The 19,740-nt window shown below is 41.6% G+C and carries 16 protein-coding genes and 1 tRNA gene; 4 read left to right on the plus strand and 13 right to left on the minus strand.

Annotation, left to right across the window (positions count from 1 at the left end; translation table 11 throughout):
- Window positions 1-6: 6 nt before the first annotated feature.
- The 13 genes from AACM02_RS12565 to AACM02_RS12625 form a co-directional block, all read right to left on the minus strand.
- Window positions 7-2,160 carry an alpha/beta fold hydrolase gene (locus AACM02_RS12565; protein ID WP_339117161.1) on the minus strand — a complete coding sequence of 718 codons (2,154 nt, stop codon included), beginning with the start codon at window positions 2,158-2,160 and terminating at the stop codon, window positions 7-9.
- 255 nt (window positions 2,161-2,415) lie between these two features.
- Window positions 2,416-3,138, minus strand: a complete 723-nt coding sequence (locus AACM02_RS12570; protein WP_339117162.1) for a DUF1080 domain-containing protein — start codon at window positions 3,136-3,138, stop codon at window positions 2,416-2,418.
- A gap of 4 nt (window positions 3,139-3,142) precedes the next feature.
- Window positions 3,143-4,261: a DUF5009 domain-containing protein gene (locus AACM02_RS12575; protein ID WP_339117163.1), complete on the minus strand. Its 1,119-nt coding sequence runs from the start codon at window positions 4,259-4,261 to the stop codon at window positions 3,143-3,145.
- 42 nt (window positions 4,262-4,303) lie between these two features.
- The gene (locus AACM02_RS12580) at window positions 4,304-5,650 is read right to left on the minus strand and encodes a Gfo/Idh/MocA family oxidoreductase (RefSeq protein ID WP_339117462.1); all 1,347 of its coding nucleotides are present in this window, start codon (window positions 5,648-5,650) and stop codon (window positions 4,304-4,306) included.
- A 31-nt stretch (window positions 5,651-5,681) separates the two neighbouring features.
- The gene (locus tag AACM02_RS12585) at window positions 5,682-7,292 is read right to left on the minus strand and encodes a Gfo/Idh/MocA family oxidoreductase (protein WP_339117164.1); all 1,611 of its coding nucleotides are present in this window, start codon (window positions 7,290-7,292) and stop codon (window positions 5,682-5,684) included.
- Window positions 7,279-7,785: a DoxX family membrane protein gene (locus AACM02_RS12590; protein WP_339117165.1), complete on the minus strand. Its 507-nt coding sequence runs from the start codon at window positions 7,783-7,785 to the stop codon at window positions 7,279-7,281. The genes AACM02_RS12585 and AACM02_RS12590 overlap by 14 nt, the downstream gene beginning before the upstream one ends.
- Window positions 7,778-9,202 carry a putative oxidoreductase C-terminal domain-containing protein gene (locus AACM02_RS12595; protein WP_286850112.1) on the minus strand — a complete coding sequence of 475 codons (1,425 nt, stop codon included), beginning with the start codon at window positions 9,200-9,202 and terminating at the stop codon, window positions 7,778-7,780. The genes AACM02_RS12590 and AACM02_RS12595 overlap by 8 nt, the downstream gene beginning before the upstream one ends.
- A gap of 7 nt (window positions 9,203-9,209) precedes the next feature.
- Window positions 9,210-10,208 (minus strand): Gfo/Idh/MocA family protein, encoded by a 999-nt coding sequence (locus AACM02_RS12600; protein ID WP_286850109.1) that lies wholly within the window; start codon window positions 10,206-10,208, stop codon window positions 9,210-9,212.
- Window positions 10,209-10,245: 37 nt separating this feature from the next.
- A complete protein-coding gene (locus AACM02_RS12605; RefSeq protein WP_339117166.1) occupies window positions 10,246-11,058 on the minus strand; it encodes a glucosamine-6-phosphate deaminase in 813 nt (270 codons plus the stop codon).
- The gene (nagA, locus tag AACM02_RS12610; protein WP_332456198.1) at window positions 11,039-12,226 is read right to left on the minus strand and encodes an N-acetylglucosamine-6-phosphate deacetylase; all 1,188 of its coding nucleotides are present in this window, start codon (window positions 12,224-12,226) and stop codon (window positions 11,039-11,041) included. Before nagA ends, AACM02_RS12605 begins: the two co-directional genes overlap by 20 nt.
- A gap of 33 nt (window positions 12,227-12,259) precedes the next feature.
- A complete protein-coding gene (locus AACM02_RS12615; protein WP_339117167.1) occupies window positions 12,260-13,636 on the minus strand; it encodes an MFS transporter in 1,377 nt (458 codons plus the stop codon).
- 118 nt (window positions 13,637-13,754) lie between these two features.
- The gene (locus tag AACM02_RS12620) at window positions 13,755-14,918 is read right to left on the minus strand and encodes a DNA-binding transcriptional regulator (RefSeq protein ID WP_332456121.1); all 1,164 of its coding nucleotides are present in this window, start codon (window positions 14,916-14,918) and stop codon (window positions 13,755-13,757) included.
- 228 nt (window positions 14,919-15,146) lie between these two features.
- Window positions 15,147-15,222: transfer RNA gene (locus AACM02_RS12625), tRNA-Pro, on the minus strand.
- Window positions 15,223-15,359: 137 nt separating this feature from the next.
- On the opposite strand from AACM02_RS12625, the gene lpxD reads away from it, so the two are divergent.
- From lpxD to AACM02_RS12645, 4 genes are all read left to right on the plus strand, one after another.
- Window positions 15,360-16,397 carry a UDP-3-O-(3-hydroxymyristoyl)glucosamine N-acyltransferase gene (gene lpxD, locus AACM02_RS12630; RefSeq protein WP_286848627.1) on the plus strand — a complete coding sequence of 346 codons (1,038 nt, stop codon included), beginning with the start codon at window positions 15,360-15,362 and terminating at the stop codon, window positions 16,395-16,397.
- Window positions 16,398-16,518: 121 nt separating this feature from the next.
- Window positions 16,519-17,898 (plus strand): bifunctional UDP-3-O-[3-hydroxymyristoyl] N-acetylglucosamine deacetylase/3-hydroxyacyl-ACP dehydratase, encoded by a 1,380-nt coding sequence (locus tag AACM02_RS12635; protein WP_339117168.1) that lies wholly within the window; start codon window positions 16,519-16,521, stop codon window positions 17,896-17,898.
- 13 nt (window positions 17,899-17,911) lie between these two features.
- On the plus strand, window positions 17,912-18,700 hold the full coding sequence (gene lpxA, locus AACM02_RS12640) for an acyl-ACP--UDP-N-acetylglucosamine O-acyltransferase (RefSeq protein ID WP_214063079.1): 789 nt from the start codon (window positions 17,912-17,914) through the stop codon (window positions 18,698-18,700).
- Between the two features lie 6 nt (window positions 18,701-18,706).
- Complete coding sequence (locus AACM02_RS12645; protein WP_286848623.1) at window positions 18,707-19,729, plus strand: agmatine deiminase family protein; 1,023 nt, start codon at window positions 18,707-18,709, stop codon at window positions 19,727-19,729.
- Window positions 19,730-19,740: the final 11 nt, after the last annotated feature.

Here is a 19,740-nt window from a genome sequence, read left to right on the forward strand (position 1 = left end):
TCGGATTTATTCCTGCAGAGTTTTTAACCAATAAAACATCTTCTGCCGCATAACTGTGGAAAATCGATTGTAATCATTCGGGGTGTAGAGTTGAATATTATCTTTCGAGGAATATAATCCATAAATTTGCCCTACCTGTCCAACGCATTTTTTAATATCATCCAGGTGCGCATCTTTATCCCGTTCTGGAGCAATAAGTAAAACCGGACGGGGAGCGATACAACCTATAATTTGATCGAAATCAACAGGTATTTCACTTTCATGCCCGACGAAAAACCCCAACTTTGGGATAAGCCCATGCAAATGAGAATACGCCTTAATTCCTTCTGTCCCCCGATCCAGTGTGTTCGTACGCATGGGAGTAAAACCGGCTATGGATACAACACCGGCAATTCTCTCATCCAGCGCTGCCGATAAAAGAGCTACGGTACCTCCAAGAGAATATCCAGACACGACTATTCTCGAACGATCCACGAAATCAAGGTTTGAAATTGCATCGACAGCCCCTTTCATGTCAGCAACCATTTTCCCCATTTTCGACCATAGGGGATAACGGTCATAAAAATTGACTCCTTCCTCCAATCGATTTCCAAAACCAATCATATCGAATGCAAAAACACCATATCCCAGTTTGGTCAAATCCTCAAAAACCGATTGAATCTCGTGATCATAACTCATGGAAGAAAAACCTTTCGAATAGTCGTATTCATGAAGGTAAATCACCACAGGAAGATTTTCACCTAAGAGCTTACCCGTTTCATCCACAGGATAATAAAGATAGCCGAACAGGTTGTCACCAAATCCATCGTAAGGTGTGATAGCCATGATTTTCATCGATTTGGTTTCCCTGGGTCTGGAGAGGAAGGATCCGAATCGTTCTTCACCAATATCTCCTTTTGCTAGGCTTCGCGGTCCCGGGTTTGTAACACCCGCCGGTTCATCGCCCAACATCCATCGGAGGTTATTTTTTATGATTTGTTTACTATCCTTCCACTTATTCCTGTTGCTTGCGTATACATCCAGGTCGATAGTTGCCAGTCCGTGATCATGGGGTGTCACGGACTGATTACTTAGAGCACACCATGTTTCAAAAGAGTAATTATGCAATAATCTGTTTCCTGGCTTTCTATCGGTTCTATTAAATACAAAATCAAAAAAATCAATGTAACCTTCAATATCGTTTGCATTCACTCCATGTAACCCGTAACGTGACGTTATCGCGATATTATCACCCGCATTCAGAAATTGATATACTCTCTTACTGGAATGATAAGCTTGCTCAATTCCAAAAATATTACTTGCCGATTCAGTTGTTGCTGTACTTATCATTAACCCTCGTGGAGCAATTAATGCCATAAATGAATTTTGATCTATAGGCAATTTATTTTCTCTTCCAACAAAGAATCTTAATCTGGGATGTAACCAGGCCGGTTGTGCGCAAGAAAGCAGCGCAATATCTTCAACATCATATTTATGGGCATTATAACGCCAGGGTACTTCGGCACCCGTGCCACCACTGCTGGGAATACAAGCACCAATTCTCTCATCAAAAGCAGCAGCCATTAGCGACGTTTTCCCATTTCTGGAGTGACCGGTGATACCGATCTTATCCTTGTCCACACAGGACAACGTATATAAATAATCTACTGCCCTCGAAGCACCGTACGCTCTTCTCATCAAACGGGTAAAATCATAACACCCTGCCCAAATTTCCGAATATGCTTCCGTGTCATCTTTACTGTCAGCACCTGCATACAAGCAACCGATATAGCCTCTTCGTACAGCAATCTGAGCCCACTCCCGATGATTCCAGTTTGTAAGGAATACAGGAAATGGACCTTTGCCTGGAGGAATCATTAACTCGAGCGTGAGGGTCGCTTTTTTATCTGGGCCAAAAGATAATAGAATGGTCTGAATGGTTATCTCACCATCCTTCTTTTCCTGTAATATGTCGGATTGTAAATTAACGGGAGGGGGAGGGACTGTCCCGGTAATATAGTACTCAAGTTGTTGCTTCATCCAATCTCTTTGCATATTCCATTGATTCAGAGAGACAACCGGAGTACTACCTCTTCCTTCATCCATCACTAAGGGATTGGGCAGGAATGGCAGAGAAGACATTTTGTCAAAATCGGGAGGCAGTTCACCTGTTCTACTCAACCAGTCTTTAAATGTTTCATCAAGATATGAAACCCTGCCCCGATGGACCTCATCAGTGGGTAAAACAGACAATATCCACTCGAGTTCCTGTTTCCTTTTTAACGAATCGGAGGAAGCTGTGTAACTTTTTTTTGGTGCTGGATTTTTCTTTTTAGAATCTTTTTCACAAAGGCTATTAGCAAATATACACGGGCTAAAACAAAACAACAATAAGATGATAATACCGTTTTTTCCCCTTTTCATTGGATTTCCATATTACAGCTCCTTAATCATGATATTCCTATAGTGCACTTGGTCGCCGTGATCCTGTAAAAGTATATGACCGTCTCTTTTTTTACCGAAATCACCGTATTTTTTAAACTTTGTTCCTTGCACTCTATTTTTAAATTCTTGCGAATCAACATCAACACTTACAACCCTCTCCCCATTCAACCAATGTTCAACTTTATTCCCTTGGACTCTAATTCTTAATGAGTTCCAAGTACCTAATGGCTTTAGTTTTTTATTTTTATCAGGAGCATACAATAGATACAGAGCAGCAGTTGAACCTTTATCGTCATCGAAACCTTGTATTTCATTTTGATGAAAATCATCAATTATTTGGTATTCGAATCCAATCCACTCCATTCTTTCAGTATCATTATTAAACATTTGATGGACAAGATATTTTACTCCTGAATTGACCAGACGGGTCATTTTAAATTCTAACTTCAACTCAAAATCAGCATATTTCCTTTTGGTTATAATGTCTCCACCTTTCCTTCCGGAAAGCAGGATTAATTCTTTCTTTTTAATTTGCCACCCTTCATTTGGAAAGGGCGTATCACGGACAGATGTCCAATGTACCGTATCTTCGGCTGTCTTGAAGAGTGGCTGCCATCGATTGTCCATGTTATTACTATGGAGTGGTTTTCCCGCTGCATATTCCATAACGAACATACAAATCAACAACAGCACGTGTGATAAGGAGATTTTCATGAGGTTATACTTTTATAAAAATGTTTTTTTTATACATGAAGTAAAGCACCAACCAGGACACAAACACAGTACAAATTCCCATAACCGGCACTTCATAAGTACCTGACAATTGCCCTATCCAGCGAAGTGAAGCTTTAGCTATATAGGAATAATTAATAAAGATTGGCGAGATATAGATGAAAATTGAATTCATGCCTATAACCCGGAAAAAGAAAGACCACTTATAGTATCCCCTAACATCAATAATGTAATAGAAAAGTGCGAACAGTAATAAGCTTATACCTCCCGTAAGTAGGGTAAACGAGCTAGACCATAAGTTCTTATTTATTGGAAAATCTAAACCCCAAAAGAGCCCCAGTAAAATCAAACCCAGTCCCCCAATACTGAACCAAAAGACTTTCTTAATTGGACTCATGGGGTACTTTTTTAAGAAATTTCCCGTTATGACTCCGAGAAGTGTGGTTGATACCCCAGTAATTGTACAGAGTAAGCCTACCGTATCGTGAATGTCACGTGAAAGTCTGCCCGGTAAAACAATACGGTCAAAGTAGGAAGCAAAATTGCCGGCTTCCGTAAGGTTCCCCGGAGGATAACCCGGAGCAGAAGTAAATTTCAACAGCAACCAATATCCGATAAGAAGTACCCAGTACCACATTGCTTGTGCTTTAGGCCTAGCATATAAATAAATTATATTTGCAAAAATATAGCTTGCTCCAATCTTACCTAACACACTCGCATACCTGTAGTCAGACAAAGGCCTTAACTCAATCCCTTTTGTATTATAAATAATCCCCAGTAAGATAAGAATGAGTCCACGCCTTATAACTTTCCACAAGATTTGCTTCCTTGAACGACCATTTTTTAATTGATTGTCAATCGAAAAGGGTGACGAAATCCCAGATAAAAACATGAACAATGGAAAAATCATGTCCCAAAGCGTAAACCCATTCCAGTACGGATGCTCAAACTGTGCTGCTAATCCAGTCCAGAAAGGAGTTCCCTCAATGGCTGCTACTTGAACAACCACGCTGCCAATACCCATGATCCAGAACATATCAAATCCCCTGAGCGCATCAATGGATCGCACTCTTGTCTTGTCGGATCTTGAATTATCTATACTCATAAGTACATGGTATTTAGGTCAGACGAGAAAAGCAGGATATTATCAGACTTTTAAGTCCCAACCCTTTTCATACTCTCTTTTCCACAATTTTGAAGCTTCATTGTCTTTCAGGATAGTACCATTCCTGTGATCGATGTTTAACGCTCTTCCTACTCTGTGAGAAATATTGGACAGCTGTACCAGCTGTGTGCTGGCACATGCTTCTGTCAAACATGAGTTTAACTTCTCTCCTTCTCGGATAGCATTGAAAAAGTTTTGGAAGTGGTACGCATCAAGGCTTTGCGTTGGATTAACCAAGTTGCCTTCTTCAAATACCATCTTGCTGTCTATATGTTTGACTAATTTATTATCTAAGTCGAAAACTTTATATTCGTTTCCTCCACCTATAACTAAAGTTCCTTTATCTCCAAAAAATGCGACACCACTACCGTAGCCATAAATATCTGATTTTACGCAACTCTGGCTTTCCCAGGTTATTGCTTTACCATTAGCAAAGTTAAAATTAACCAGCTGTGTATCGGGCGTTTCCCAATCGTCTTGATGATGGTATCTTCCACCGGTAGAAGCTACTTTTATGGGATAACCTAATTGCATTCCCCAACGTAACAAATCCACAAAATGCATACCGTTATTTAAAGCTTCTCCAGTACCCCAATGCCATATCCAATGCCAATCATAATGGACAATATTGTCTTTATAGGATACCCTGGGCGCAGGTCCTTGCCAGAGCTCCCAGTTTAACCAATCCGGAACCGATGTATTCTTTCCAATGCCCATCGAGGGACGCTTGCTATAATACCAGCTTTTCCCGTAATGAATATCACCAATAATGCCGGCATGTAATTCTTTTATCGCATGTGCTACGTTAGGCCAAGAGCGTCGTTGGTTACCAACCTGAACTATCTTTCCATACTTTTTTTCAGCTTCAACCAGAATCCGGTTCTCTTCGGGGTTGTGACTCGTAGGCTTCTCCAAGTAAACATGTTTGTCGGCTTTCATTGCCATCACGGCGCCTGTAGCGTGCCAGTGATCAGGTGTGGCAATAAAGACAGCATCGTAGCTGTCTGATTCCAACATTCTTCTAATGTCTTCATGTCCCCTGGGTTTATTGCCGGCAATTTCCTGAACAGTCTTAATGCATTTCTCAATAGCGCGTGAATCGACATCGCATATATCAGTCACAACACATCCCTTTTCTTTTTCATTGGCAAACCCTCTAGCCAGGGCATTACCTCTGGAGTTCACACCGATTCCAGCAATACGGATGCGGTCATTTGACCCCATGATATTCCTGTAGCTTGAAGCGCTAAAACCTGGCAGAACACCCCCAAGTGAAAGAACAGAGGCACTTACTGCTACTTTTTTAATAAATTGTCTTCTTGAAGTCATCATATCCGATTTATTTAATTACTCACAGATTTCAAACAATTTTTCTGTTTACTTCGTCCCAAAAAACCTGACGTTTTTCAAGATAGGAACGATGGGCCATCAAGCAAGCAATTCCTTCTTCGTAAGCTACTTCGATATTTGCGCTTGGAGTTTTGTTCTCACGAATACAATCCAGCCATTCGCGCAAATGTAAATGTGTTACATCGATCTGCTTACCATTAATAACGGTATTGGTCAATCCCCTATCGGCATAGTACTTCTCGGAAGCAGACGTTACTGCGTCAATCTGACCTGCACCGGGATTATAAGTAAGCATCGGGGATCCCGTATCAATTAACCCTGAGTCTATGCCTTTCTTGTACTGCGTTGAATTTCTATCAACGGTTATTTTAATATTGTTTCCGAGTTCCATTGAAGCATCATGCCCCATAAAAACTCGCCCTCGGCTCCTGCTCGATGCCAGATTTCCGCTGTATAACAAAGTCAAATCCTTGTGAGGGTATTCAAAGACACAGTGTAAGCTATCGGGAATCTCCCTGTTGTCTTTCCAGTAATAGATACCACCTGATGAGGATACCGATTGAGGGATACCAATTCGCAACAGCTGATTCACTGCATCGAATTCATGGGTAAACAATTGGCCAATCAATCCGGTATCATAAGCGAACCACTTTGTCCAGTTATAGTAACGGTCAATGGTAAAAGGTACATAAGGTGCGTTGCCTAACCACCGTTCCCAATCAATACTTTTCAGATCCCCTGGTTTGGGATTACCGTTACTGTCCAAATGCCTTATCCAAGCACCTTCTGCCGTATTGCGGTTACTGGTAGTTTCTATCAACGTAATTTTACCCAATACGTTCTTGCCGATAATCTCTTTTGCCTGTTTAAAAACCGTGCTCTGTGTTATCTGGTGGCCTAACTGGAAAACTATGGAGCTTTCTTTTACCGTACGGTAAAGTTCATTCAGTTCCTCTTCCGTATGAGCTACGCTTTTTTCCAAATAAACGTGCTTTCCTGCTTTTACGGCATCGATGGCCATAGAGGCATGGTGATGATCAGGGGTAGATATTATTACAGCATCGATGCTCTCATCAGCCAGCATGTCTTGGTACGTTCGGTATTGTTTGACAGACAATTTGGACGCTCCGTGACGAACACTATTATTTGCTACGGTCAATCCGCGTTCAGCATGTAAATCGAAAACATCGCAAATTCCTGTTATGGCAACATGAAGATCCTCTTGTTCAAGCCAACTGATTAACGTATTGTTGTTTTCTCTTTTCTTCACCTCATCAGGGTGCATAAACCCTAGACCTGCAGACAATTGTTCAGCACGTCGTCCAAATCCGATAATCCCAATTCGAAGTGTGTCTCGTTTAGCGTCTTTTCCGTAATCCGATACAGGGAACTCCATTTTATCGAGACCCAGTTCACGGGCAATTCGATCTTTTTTGTTTTTATCGTAATTAATTTTTTTGAACCATTCGTAACCGAGTATCCCAGCAACAGGAATTCCGGCAAACGCTTTTAGAACAGTTCTCCGGGAGATGTCTTTGGTTGATGTATGTTCGGTACTATCTGGGGAAGATTGATTCTTCGCCGGTTCTCTCTCACCTGTATTGTTGTTATTTTCTGCCATGTTGAAGTGTTCCTTTCTGTCGGGAACTGATAAAATGATCTAATCCGAAAACTTCGTTAGTTGGGAAAAGGGCCAACCCAAAAAGTGCGACGGCCTCAATAAGTGTCCTATTAATTACAAGATTGCTCCCATCGGAGGGTAGCGTGTATTCGTAACCCACCAAAGGGGGAACGCTAAGGTAATAAATAAATATCAAAACAGATCCCGCAATGGCGGCAGGTTTAAAAAGAAATCCGAATATCAGGCCGAGTCCTATAAGTACTAATCCCCATATATTTAAAAAATCGACAATAGAAAGCAAACTGCTGTTCGATAATATCCAACCGGAAAAACCCGATAAGATTCCTTGGGACTCTTGCAAGAAATTCGCGGATGTCCATTGTGGATTCATAACCTTAGATATTCCCTCATATAATACATGCCATCCAATTACGAAACGGAGAACCAATAAAAAGATCAGTTGGGCTTTTGTATATTTCTTTTCGTTAATCATTGTTTATCTTCAATTCAGTTGCAACCTCTACTGCTTTTGTCGTAATATAATATTTTGCCAGTGTATTTGACATTTCCCACTCGGGCATATCGCGATTAACCAGGTATTTAAAGAAACATTCAGCAACATACCTGAAGTGTGACTCGTGTCCCTCCCTGTTTTCTGCCGGAATATTGATGAGATATTCACCCTCATTGGATGTAGGCAAAACAGTGACAAAGGGATATCTTTTTTGTATTTTCGTGACTACCTGTTGAATATTTTCTGCAAATTCCTTCTCACTAACACCTTCAGCTTTATACACATACAACTGTTTGATAAAGTTTTGTTCCTTATTCTGAACAGTTCTCAAAATAGCTTTTGTGCCTTTCAACGTGGAGATGAATGTGTCACCTCCACCCTCAGGTGCCTGATAGTTCCACATAACTTGTAAACTTACGTTGTGGTTTTTCACATCGAAGTTTACAGTTCCGTTGGCATAGACTTTCAGCGTTGAATTATCAAGGTATTTATGAAGATAATCAGGAAATGATGATTCTCCGGTAGACTGCATGAACTGCTGCCGAGAGATATCAGTCGGCCAGTGAGTAGATGAGATACTTCCGATGTCCCGTGTATAATCGATAGGCTGATCCGGAAAACATTTCCAGAACAGCAAGTCAATTAAGTGAGTAGTGACATCTGCAATACCCTCTCCCTGTTGTTCCACGTCGTAGTACCATGCCGGACGGATCAACGGTGATCCTGAAACCTCTTTATAGAAATGGTGCACACTTTCCATATAGACAGCAGGATCTTCCGGCGTTCCCACCTTAAGTTCTCCAAAAAAGTCGGGATTGTTTATCAACTCTTTTTCGATGATGTTCAGCATATCGTAGCGTTCCGTCATCATATCATACAGTTGAACATTTTTTGACCCTGCATTCTTATACGCTTCTTCCAGCAAAAGAAAATCATTCCTGTTAATAGCCATCGGCTTGTCGGACAACACATTCAATCCGGCATCCACAGCGCGGAGAATATATTCGGTCTTGTTTTTGTTGTTACCGGCAAGTACCACAACATTACCATTTTCATCTGTCACCATCTTGTCCACAAAGTCGTCACCCGTGTATATAACCTCTTGCCAGCTCGTAGGATTCTCTGCCCTGTTGTTGAATGACTCAATAGCTGAAAGATATTGGTTTAATCCGGCATCATCAGGAGACATGGCGTAAACGTAAACTGAATCATTCACTTGGTCGATGGTACTTTTTTGAAGCAGATTGGCATGAAAATGTCCCGGCGCAAGAACGATCAATTTCACTTCGCCTGCTTTACCGGTAAATACCGTAGAATTACTTGTCTTTTCTCTACTTTGCTGCATACAAGATAGAAACATCAGACCAATGATACCGGTCAACAAAAAACTTTTCATTTCACTTTTACTTTAAATCCGAAAGTAATTTCCTGGCTTCTGCCAAACCTTTCCGATAAGTATCTTCCATCAGGATAATTTTTCCATCGTTGCGCTTGCTTTCATTGGAAGCTTCCATAAAAGTGAAGATTTCCAGTGTTTCTTCTTCGGAAACAGGGACAACACGAGTCTTAAAAAAATTAAGTATCTCTGTGAGCAGCACTTCGTATCCCTGGTAAGGGCCAACCGGCTCTATGCTTTTGTCCGTGAAGGCTGTTCCTCCGTAATTGCTTTTCCCGGTACGAAGGCCTCTGAACGTACCTATCCTTCCATCACTCCATAATCCAGCTACTACATCAGTACCTTCAGCCGACATGCGGTTAACCGAAACGCATCCGGTTCCCATGATGGTGAAAAGGGTTTCTACCCCATGGATGCCGTACCACCCAAAATCGGGATGTGTTTTTTCGCGACTTGCGGGGGAGTAACAATCAGCTCCCAAAACTTTTCCAAATTCTCCTTTGCGTAATTTCTGATTTTGTGGAACATACCGCAACGCTGAGGAAGAGAAAATAGGGACATTGTATTCTCTGGCCAGCTGATAGATCGCTATCGATTGCGCAAGTGTAGCACCAAGTGGTTTGTCAATAAACATGGGCTTTCCGGCTTTGAAAACCTCATATGCCTGCTCCAGATGGAGGTTCCCATCATTTGTTTCCAACATTACGTAATCCACTTTCTTCAGAAGTTCAGCAATGGAAGGAACAATTTGCACTCCCAAACCTTTTACCTGTTCAATGTAACCGGGAATACGGTCAAAACTTGACTTAATGGTTTTCGACCCGTAGGGATAGGCTGCGACAATTTTAAACTCTTTGAACTCCTCTTTTTTGTCTTCTCCATTCAAAAACTTGGTGAAGGCGATTGCATGAGAGGTATCCAGGCCAATGATACCAATCTTAATCTGTGCTTGAGCCTGAGTTAAAACAAAGGCTAGAATTGTTAACAATATAACTCTAATTCTCATAATATTTCTATTTTTTGATGTTGTGAAAAACATAAATTCATTTATCGGCTGTGTTGTTAGTTGTCTCCAGGAACGAAGCACTCTCTTTGTCGAGATATAATACAGTTCCCTTTTTTGTTCTTAAGACCGTAGCAGGACAATCCTCACTAATATCATCGTTAAGAGTATGATACACAGCCTTTGCTTTGTTTTCGGCAGGCACCATACAAAACATATATTTCGCCCTGAGCAGTGCGGGAATGGTTACGGTGATAGCATGGGTGGGTACCAGGTCTATTCCTGTAAAAAGGTTTTCATTTACCTGTTGTTGCCTGCAAGCCATCTCCAACTCTACCACCTTCGCCAGTTTTGGATCATTAAAATCGGCAACCGGAGGATCGTTAAAAGCGATATGTCCGTTCTCTCCAATTCCCAAGCAAACGATATCTACCGGATATCGTGTCAGCAAGCCGGCATATCTCTCACATTCAGCAGAAGGATCTTCAGCAAGCCCATTTATGTAATGTACACTTTTAAAAGGGACCTTTTCAAATATCCTTTCTCTAAGGAAATTACCGAACCCTTGGGGTGCATCCTTCTCCAATCCAATATACTCATCCATATGAAAGGCATTGATCTTCTCCCACCGGATCCGTTTATCAGCTGTTAATTCCTTCATAAAATCACTTTGCGATGGAGCAGCTGCGAAAATCATATTGATCTCGTCTTTTTCATTAAGCAACTGTCTTATAGTGTCAGATACATCGACTGCTGCCTCTTTACCCATTTCCTCCCTGTTAGGGAAAATTCTCACTTCCAACATTCCTACTTTGAATGTGATTACGTTTGTGTTAGTTTCCGTATATGACATTTCCTTCCAAGATTGTGTATGAAACATTAATATTATTATCAAAAACAACTAAATCGGCATCTTTCCCTTTACGAACAGACCCCTTCTGCTGATCTATCTTCATTATGCGAGCCGGAGTCAGCGTCATCATTTTCACAGCTTCTATCAACGGCACTTCCGCTACGTTTACCATTGTTCTTACCAGACGATCTGTAGTTGCAACACTTCCCGCAAAAGCGGTACGGTCGGGCAACTTGGCTACGCCATCTTCGATAATTACCCTTTGTCCTTTTTCCAAGCTGCCCAGGATGGATTCACCGTCCGGCATTCCCGCTCCCCGCATAGAGTCGGTACATAGCGCTGTCTTTTCGGATCCTTTGAATTTATATACGAACTGCAGAAGAGACTTGGGCAGGTGTACTCCATCAGCAATAATTTCCACCGTCATGTCATCAATCAGGTACGCGGCTTCCAAAACACCTGCATAACGGAATGCATTCCTGCGGGTAACAGTAGACATAGCCGAATAGAGATGGGTCACGTGGGTGAACCCTGCGTTAAAGGCATCCAACACCTCCTCGTAAATGGCATCGCTATGTGCTATGGAAGTGAGGATATTTTTTGAAGTCAGCACCTTTCCAAAATCGAATGCGCCGGGCAGTTCCGGTGCCAGGCTCCACCGTACAATATCGTCTGATTCGGATAAAATCTTATTGTACTCTTCCGGTTCAGGGTTTCTAAGGTATTTGGGATCCTGCGCTCCCCGTTGATTGTATGCAAAATAAGGTCCTTCTAAATGCAGGCCCAAAAGTTTTGCACCTTTTGTGTTCAGTCTTGCGGCTTCCTTGTATACGGCAAACGTATTTATGAGCTCGTCAAACGTGCTTGTCAACGTTGTAGGCAATAATGCAGTGGTTCCATACCTGGCGTGCGTTTCTGCTGCTCCCAGATAAGCTTCCACCGTTCCGTCCATAAAATCGTGGCCGCCTCCTCCATGCGTGTGAATATCTATAAACCCGGGGGCAATATACTTATTTGTTGCGTCTATCACAACATCATCATTACCGTGTATGTACTCTTCATTATTAAGAATATCGGTTATTTTTCCGTTTTCACACACCACGGTTACGTTTTCTTCAATTTTTTCCGGAAAGATAACTTTTCCGTTTTTTATGATAAGTCTATTCATCATCCTTTGATGTTTATGTGTTAATTAAATGTATTAAGAAACAACCGTATTTTTGACAACCTCGCTTTTTTTCCATGATCTTATTCTATATCCGTAAGCAGCATACCAAACAATATAAGCAAAAGAGGGAATAAGGATCCAATAAGCATATTTCATTGCAGCAAAAGGCGAAAGAGACGAATTAAGCTCCACAAGTGAATGATAAATCATCGGCATAAATGCGCTTCCACAAAGCGCCATTACCAAAAAAGCAGAGCCGAGATTGGTATGCTTCCCTAATCCGTTAATAGCAAGAGGCCAGATTCCGGCGTAAAGCAATGCATTGGGAAGTCCCATCATTACAAGGTACCAGATAGAAATGTCGGATGTAATACCGAGAAAATTCACCGTTCCCGAAGTGCTAATGATTAAAACAGAAAGCACTAAATTCAATAAAGCACAGATCAAAAGCGCGTTACGCTGCTTCAGGTATCTGGGGATTAAAATGATTCCGATAAAATATCCCAAAAAAGTCAACAACATGGTATAGGAAGGGATATTTTTAGCTGGACCGGCGAGGCTTTCACCCATTGTGCCTGCATACTGAATACTGGTAGCAAGAGCGATCATCTGTGTTCCTATATGGAAAAACATGGCAATTACTCCCAATATCAGTGCAGGATACTGAAAGATGGATTTCTGTGAACTTTCATCTTCAGCAGAACGTTTATTTACTACCGAGGGATCTAATTCCGGCAAAGCCGAATAACGGACAACAATTCCAAAAATAAAAAGCGCGATTGCTAAAATCAGGTATGGTGTCATAACTCCCTTAATCAGGGTGTCCAAAGCAGTCTCTAACGTTGCACCGGTGTATAAACCGGATTCTATTTCACGCATCAACACCTTGTCGGATTCACGGATAACAACTCCGGCAAAAATAAGATTGGCGATTACTCCTGCCAGTTTATTACCTGTTCCAACTATGCTCATCCTTTTGGCGGCACTCTCAATAGGCCCGACAATGGTTACGTAAGGATTAGCAGCAGACTGCAAAATAGCCAGCCCCACGCCCAGCAGGAAGAGTCCCAGCAAAAACAACTGATAAAGACGCCAATAGGCAGCAGGAACAAAGAGCAGTGCTCCGATTGCCATGCACCAGAGTCCAAACATCATTCCTCTTTTATATCCCACCTTATTCAGTAAAAAAGAAGAAGGGATAGCCATCACCAAATAAGCAATATAAAATGCAAATGTAACAAAAGAGGATTGGAAATTAGATAGCTGAAGGGTCAGCTGAAAATAAGGAACCAGGATAGTGTTTACCCAGGAAACCAACCCGAAAATAAAAAACAACAATGCCAGGATAATCATCGACTTGATGGTGGTACTTTTATTCCGGGCTTGATTCATTGGAGGTGTAGTACTCATATTTACAGTAAATTTTTAACAATAAGAAGTTCGTGCTTCATTATGATATGAATGCACAAAATTATTTTTTATATATTCAAAAAATGCTTAAAAAACGTAATTGTGTTTTCAAAAAACGTTATTCATTCTTAGAGTCGCAATATTTTCTACGGTATTCTATAGGAGTACATCCTTTGATTTTTTTAAAAATACGGGATATATTTTTGCAATCATTAAATCCTGACTCTAAAGCCAGGTCAAACAGTGCCCGGTCTGTTGTTAGTAATAAATGTGCGAAATAATCAATCCTACAACTTAATATGAACTGATATATGGAAGTTCCCATCTCCTCCTTAAACCTTACCTCAAGGTTGCGTCGCGAAAGAGGTACCAGGTCGCTGAGTGCTTCGATATTTATATCTGTGGTGAAATTGTCTTCGATATAATTGACAACTTGAGAGATATAGCCATTGGATATATCATACTTCTCTGTCGATTTTCGAAGTTCAAACCTCGTTGGCCGGATAATGATGTTGAAGGGCTCTACGATCTCTCCCTTAATCATCCGGTCGATTAATCTTCCAGCTTCGTATCCTCCCTTTTCTACATCTGTTACAATGGATGATATGGGAGGATCGGAAAGGTGACAAATCAGTTCATCGTTATCCACCCCCAGCAATGAAATTTCTTCAGGAATTTTAATGTTGTTAATTTTACAAATTTGAGATATTCTTAAAGCGAAATCATCGTCACAGGCAAAGAGGCCTACAGGTTTTGGAAGAGATAATAACCACTCATCCAACTCGGCATGAGTGCTGCTCCATTCCTTGCCCCCCAAATCTTCACTTTCAAAACAAAAGAAATTTCCGCCCGCTTTCTCAACCTCTTTCTGAAAACCCTCCGCCCTCTCCTTCGACCAAACAACACCCTTGTTACCATAAAACGCGAAGTTGCGGAAACGGCGCATAATGAAAAACTTAGCAGCCATCACTCCGGTACCTACATAATCTCCGGTTAGGTTGGAAAAATAAGGACTTCTGGATTTGTAATTCTGTAGCACGATAGGTATATTTAAAGAGGCTAACAAATTGGTTCCTTCATGATCCCATCGTGCCAAAATTGCATCGGCCTTCCAGCTTTTGGCCCATTCAATTATACCCTCCTTTCCATACATCGTCTTATAATAAGTGGGTAGTCTGTAAAATAACCAAGGCCCGTGTTCATGAGCATATTGAATCAAACCTCTCAGTAGCCGGCGGCTGAATTCACTGGAGTAGTCAATAAGTATTAGAATTCTTTTCATTTACTTCTTGTTTTCAGATTTTTTTCACCTATAGGGTCAATATCAGAATGAACGACTTTCATTCTGCGAAAAAAACTTTTAATAATCCTCAAATATATACATTATTTTCAGAAAAAATTCAAGGAGGGTTGTTTTTAACCAAAAAGAAAATGTGTTTTGGTACTGAAGATTTTTAAAGGCTACAAAAAAAAACAACTGCGATAAATTACGCAATTGCTTTAAAAACAGTCGGGATGACTGGATTCGAACCAGCGACCACTCGCCCCCCAGACGAGTACTCTAAACCGGACTGAGCTACATCCCGAAAAAGTGAATGCAAAGGTACTTTATATTTTTAAATCTGCAAAATTTATCTTAACTAAACATTTTCTGTACGCTTAACTTTGTCTGTTAGATTTTTATTTGTTAATTTGCATTTTTAAACCCAATAAAATAGAGTAAATGACCTTTACAGCACAACAAATTGCCGACTTTCTAAAGGGAGAGATTATAGGGAACCCGAACGTAGAAGTCGATAATTTTGCAAAAATTGAAGAGGGAAAACCACGAACCATTGCTTTTCTTTCCAACCCCAAATACACCCATTATATTTACGAGACTAAGGCAGATATTGTACTGGTAAACAATGACTTTATACCGGAAAAAACTGTTTCTGCCACATTAATTAAAGTCCCCGATGCTTATGCAGCTCTGGCTTCTCTGCTGGACCTGGTGAACAGCTTAACTCCACCAAAAATAGGAATAGAAGCGATGTCTTTCGTCTCGGCAACTGCAAAACTTGACGATAATATTTATGTCGGAGCGTTTGCCTATATCGGAGAAAACGTACAGGTGGGTAAAAACGTAAAAATCTATCCGCAAGCATATATTGGGGATAATGTAAAAATCGGAAATAATGTTGTTATTTATGCCGGAGTAAAAGTCTATCACAGTTGTATAATTGGCGACAACTGTATTTTACACGCAGGAGTTGTTGTTGGTGCGGACGGATTCGGGTTCAGCAAACAAGAGGGGGTGTACCATAAAATCCAACAGATCGGTAATGTGATACTGGAGGAAGATGTAGAAGTAGGTGCCAATACAACTATAGATCGTGCCGTTATGGGATCGACCATCATTCGTCGAGGAGTGAAACTCGATAATTTAATACAGGTTGCACACAATTGCGAAATCGGAAAGAATACGGTTATGGCGGCTCAGGTAGGAATTGCCGGATCAACCAAAATAGGTGAAGGTTGTGTCTTAGGCGGCCAGGTCGGAATAGGCGGACATATAACTATCGGTAACCAATCGCAGATTGGTGCACAGTCCGGAATTATCAGCAATACTCCTGAGGGATCTGAAGTAATGGGCTCGCCGGCATATCAAATAAAAAACTATTTCAAATCGAGCATAATCATCCCCAAGCTACCCGACATGTACCGTCAAATAAATGTGCTGGAAAAAGAAATCAAGGAGTTAAAAAAACAACTCTCCTAAGAACAGGAGACATGTTTTGCTAAAAAAACCTAACGGGAGAGCCAAATTCATACTTTTCAAGGCAAAGTTGTATCTTTGCCGGATTATCTGCACTCAAAATTAAATTTATCGATATAACAAGGTGAAACAGAAAACATTAAAATCCAGCTTTACGCTAAAAGGCCAGGGGCTTCATACCGGTTACAAAATTGAAATAACTTTCAATCCTGCACCCGTTGATTCCGGATACCGGATCCAACGGGTAGATTTAGAGAATCAACCTGTTATTGAAGCGGTGGCCGAAAATGTTGTCCATACCCAGCGAGGCACGGTTCTGGGAGTGGGTAATGTCACCGTCAGCACTGTTGAACATGCGTTTTCAACACTTTATGCACTTGGGATAGACAACTGTCTTATCGAAGTGAACGCGCCGGAATTTCCCATTCTTGACGGAAGCGCCATAGAATATATTCGTGCTATTGAAAAAGCAGGTATTGTAGAACAGGAAAAAGACAAAGACTTTTATGTTGTACGAAAAAAAATAGAAGTCTCCGACCCCGAAACCGGTTCTAAAATCACGTTACTTCCGGATGATGGTTTCGCGATCAATTCTAACATAGAATTCGAATCACAATATATCCCCAATCAATATGCCAGTTTGGAATCGTTGGAGAATTTTGCTACAGAAATAGCGCCTGCACGCACGTTTGTTTTTGTTCGTGAAATCCAAAAACTGCGTCAGGCCGGACTAATCAAAGGCGGTAACCTGGATAACGCCATCGTTATTTATGAAAGAAAGCTTCCTCAGAACGAGCTGGATGAGATAGCCGATGAACTAAACGTCCCTCGCATGGATGCAAACCAGCTGGGTTATCTGAATCACCGCGAACTGGCATTCCCTAACGAGCCTGCACGGCATAAACTGCTCGACATAATCGGAGACATGTCGCTGATAGGGAAACCTATAAAAGGACGGCTCATTGCTACACGTCCGGGGCATAAAATCAACAATCAACTGGCAAGGCTTATCCGTAGGGAGATAAAAAACAAAAATCAAGCACCGTTTTACGACCCCAATGTTGAACCCCTGATGGACATTAATCGCGTAAAACAATTGTTGCCACACCGTTATCCTTTCCTGATGGTGGACAAAGTAATTGAACAAACCGAAAGTTACATCGTAGGCGTAAAAAACATCACCAATGACGAGCCTTATTTCGTCGGCCATTTCCCCGATGAACCGGTTATGCCTGGAGTTCTGCAGGTAGAAGCCATGGCTCAGACAGGAGGATTGCTGGTGCTTTCCGGACTTGACGAACCCGAAAGATATTCGACTTATTTCCTAAAAATAGACAATGTGAAATTCCGAAGCAAGGTCGTTCCCGGCGATACCATACTTTTTAAAGTAGAGTTTTCGTCGGAAGTTCGCAGGGGCATCGCCACCATGCGAGGACTGGCTTTCGTGGGAGATAAAATAGTATCTGAAGCCGACTTCACCGCTCAAATAATCAAAAATAAATAATGCTCAATAAGTTATGAGTAATATATCTTCACTGGCATTTGTTCATCCCGAAGCCCAAATAGGCAAAGACGTTGTCATTGAACCCTTCGCATACATCGACAGAAATGTTGAAATTGGTGAGGGAACAGTTGTAATGCCATATGCAACCGTTCTTTTTGGTGCACGTATCGGGAAGAATTGCACCATTTTTCCGCACGCTACCATTTCCGCTATTCCGCAGGACCTGAAATTCAGGGGTGAAGAATCGTTAGCCATTATTGGCGACAGAACTTCAGTCCGCGAATGTGTAACTGTGAATCGCGGCACAGCGTCACGGGGAGAAACAGCAGTTGGCAGTGACTGCCTGTTAATGGCATACAGTCACGTGGCTCACGATTGTGTATTAAAAGATTTCGTCATCCTGGGAAATGCCACGCAACTGGCCGGAGAAGTAGAAATTGACGATTACGCTATTCTCAGCGGCGGGACACTTGTACATCAGTTTTCACGAATTGGTGCGCACACGATGATACAGGGTGGTTCCAAAGTTCCGAAAGATATCCCCCCCTATACTATGGTCGGCCGCGAACCACTTACTTATGTAGGTTTGAATTTTGTTGGGTTACGACGCAGGGGATTTTCAAGCGAAGTGATAAATTCCATCCAGGATGTATACAGGTATCTGTATTTAGCTGGATACAACACCACACAGGCGCTGGAAAGAATTGAGAACGAATTGCCGGAAACGAAAGAGCGAAATCATATCATTGATTTCGTCAAAAATTCGTCCCGCGGAATTATTCGCGGAAATATGGAAGGATAAAAATCGATGAACAACGTTGTTTTTCCGCCGGAATGGTATCCGCAGAGCGGTGTGTTGGTCACTTGGCCTCACGCCGGTACTGACTGGTTCGACACCTTGGAGGAAGTTACGGAATGTTATGTGACATTTTCGAAAGAAATTCTGAAAAGGGAAAAGCTGCTAGTCGTATGCCCGGAAGAAGACGAGGTTGTGAAACATTTCACGCCTCAAGAACGTAAAAATCTTATTACGTCGGAACTGAAAAGCAACGATACCTGGTCGCGTGACCACGGTGCTATTTCGGTTTTTATCAATGGAAAACCAATGCTTTTCGATTTCGGTTTTAACGGTTGGGGACTTAAGTTTGCCGCCAACCACGACAATCAAATCACACAACATCTTTTCCGTCAAGAAGAATTCAAACCCGAGGTTCAATATACAAGCAAGAAAAGATTTATTCTGGAAGGCGGTTCAATAGAATCGAACGGAAAGGGAACTTTGCTTACCACATCGCAATGCCTGATGGCCCCTAACCGCAATCAGCCAATGATGCTGGAGGAGATTGACGAGTACCTGAAATCAACATTCGGGGTGCATCGGATTTTGTGGCTCAACCACGGTTATTTGGCCGGAGACGACACCGACAGCCACGTGGATACACTTGCCCGATTTTGCGACGAACAGACTATCGCATACGTAAAATGTGACGATAAAACCGACGAGCATTTCGATGAACTCAAGCGTATGGAAAATGAACTGGGATCGTTCAAAACCACCGAAGGGAAGCCTTACAGGTTAATTCCGCTACCCATGGCGGATGCTGTGTATCATGACGGCTATAGACTTCCCGCCACTTACGCCAATTTTCTGATTATCAACGATGCTGTTTTAATGCCTACTTATGCATCCGCAAAAGACGAAATGGCAAAAAAACAACTGCAAAAGGCATTTCCCTATCGTGAAATAATCGGCGTCGATTGTCTGCCTTTGATCAAGCAACACGGCTCACTCCACTGTGTAACGATGCAATTTCCGAAAGGTTTTATTTGATTTAGGATTTA

Source organism: Petrimonas sp. (assembly GCF_963921705.1).
Classification (GTDB): Bacteria; Bacteroidota; Bacteroidia; order Bacteroidales; family Dysgonomonadaceae; genus Petrimonas; species Petrimonas sulfuriphila.

What these genes read in the sequence shown, in the direction of transcription:
- AACM02_RS12570 (WP_339117162.1), bottom strand. Translation starts at nt 3,138, where the DNA reads ATGAAAATCTCCTTATCACACGTGCTGTTGTTGATTTGTATGTTCGTT.
- AACM02_RS12575 (WP_339117163.1), bottom strand. Translation starts at nt 4,261, where the DNA reads ATGAGTATAGATAATTCAAGATCCGACAAGACAAGAGTGCGATCCATT.
- AACM02_RS12580 (WP_339117462.1), bottom strand. Translation starts at nt 5,650, where the DNA reads ATGACTTCAAGAAGACAATTTATTAAAAAAGTAGCAGTAAGTGCCTCT.
- AACM02_RS12585 (WP_339117164.1), bottom strand. Translation starts at nt 7,292, where the DNA reads ATGGCAGAAAATAACAACAATACAGGTGAGAGAGAACCGGCGAAGAAT.
- AACM02_RS12590 (WP_339117165.1), bottom strand. Translation starts at nt 7,785, where the DNA reads ATGATTAACGAAAAGAAATATACAAAAGCCCAACTGATCTTTTTATTG.
- AACM02_RS12595 (WP_286850112.1), bottom strand. Translation starts at nt 9,202, where the DNA reads ATGAAAAGTTTTTTGTTGACCGGTATCATTGGTCTGATGTTTCTATCT.
- AACM02_RS12600 (WP_286850109.1), bottom strand. Translation starts at nt 10,208, where the DNA reads ATGAGAATTAGAGTTATATTGTTAACAATTCTAGCCTTTGTTTTAACT.
- AACM02_RS12605 (WP_339117166.1), bottom strand. Translation starts at nt 11,058, where the DNA reads ATGTCATATACGGAAACTAACACAAACGTAATCACATTCAAAGTAGGA.
- nagA (WP_332456198.1), bottom strand. Translation starts at nt 12,226, where the DNA reads ATGAATAGACTTATCATAAAAAACGGAAAAGTTATCTTTCCGGAAAAA.
- AACM02_RS12615 (WP_339117167.1), bottom strand. Translation starts at nt 13,636, where the DNA reads ATGAGTACTACACCTCCAATGAATCAAGCCCGGAATAAAAGTACCACC.
- AACM02_RS12620 (WP_332456121.1), bottom strand. Translation starts at nt 14,918, where the DNA reads ATGAAAAGAATTCTAATACTTATTGACTACTCCAGTGAATTCAGCCGC.
- lpxD (WP_286848627.1), top strand. Translation starts at nt 15,360, where the DNA reads ATGACCTTTACAGCACAACAAATTGCCGACTTTCTAAAGGGAGAGATT.
- lpxA (WP_214063079.1), top strand. Translation starts at nt 17,912, where the DNA reads ATGAGTAATATATCTTCACTGGCATTTGTTCATCCCGAAGCCCAAATA.
- AACM02_RS12645 (WP_286848623.1), top strand. Translation starts at nt 18,707, where the DNA reads ATGAACAACGTTGTTTTTCCGCCGGAATGGTATCCGCAGAGCGGTGTG.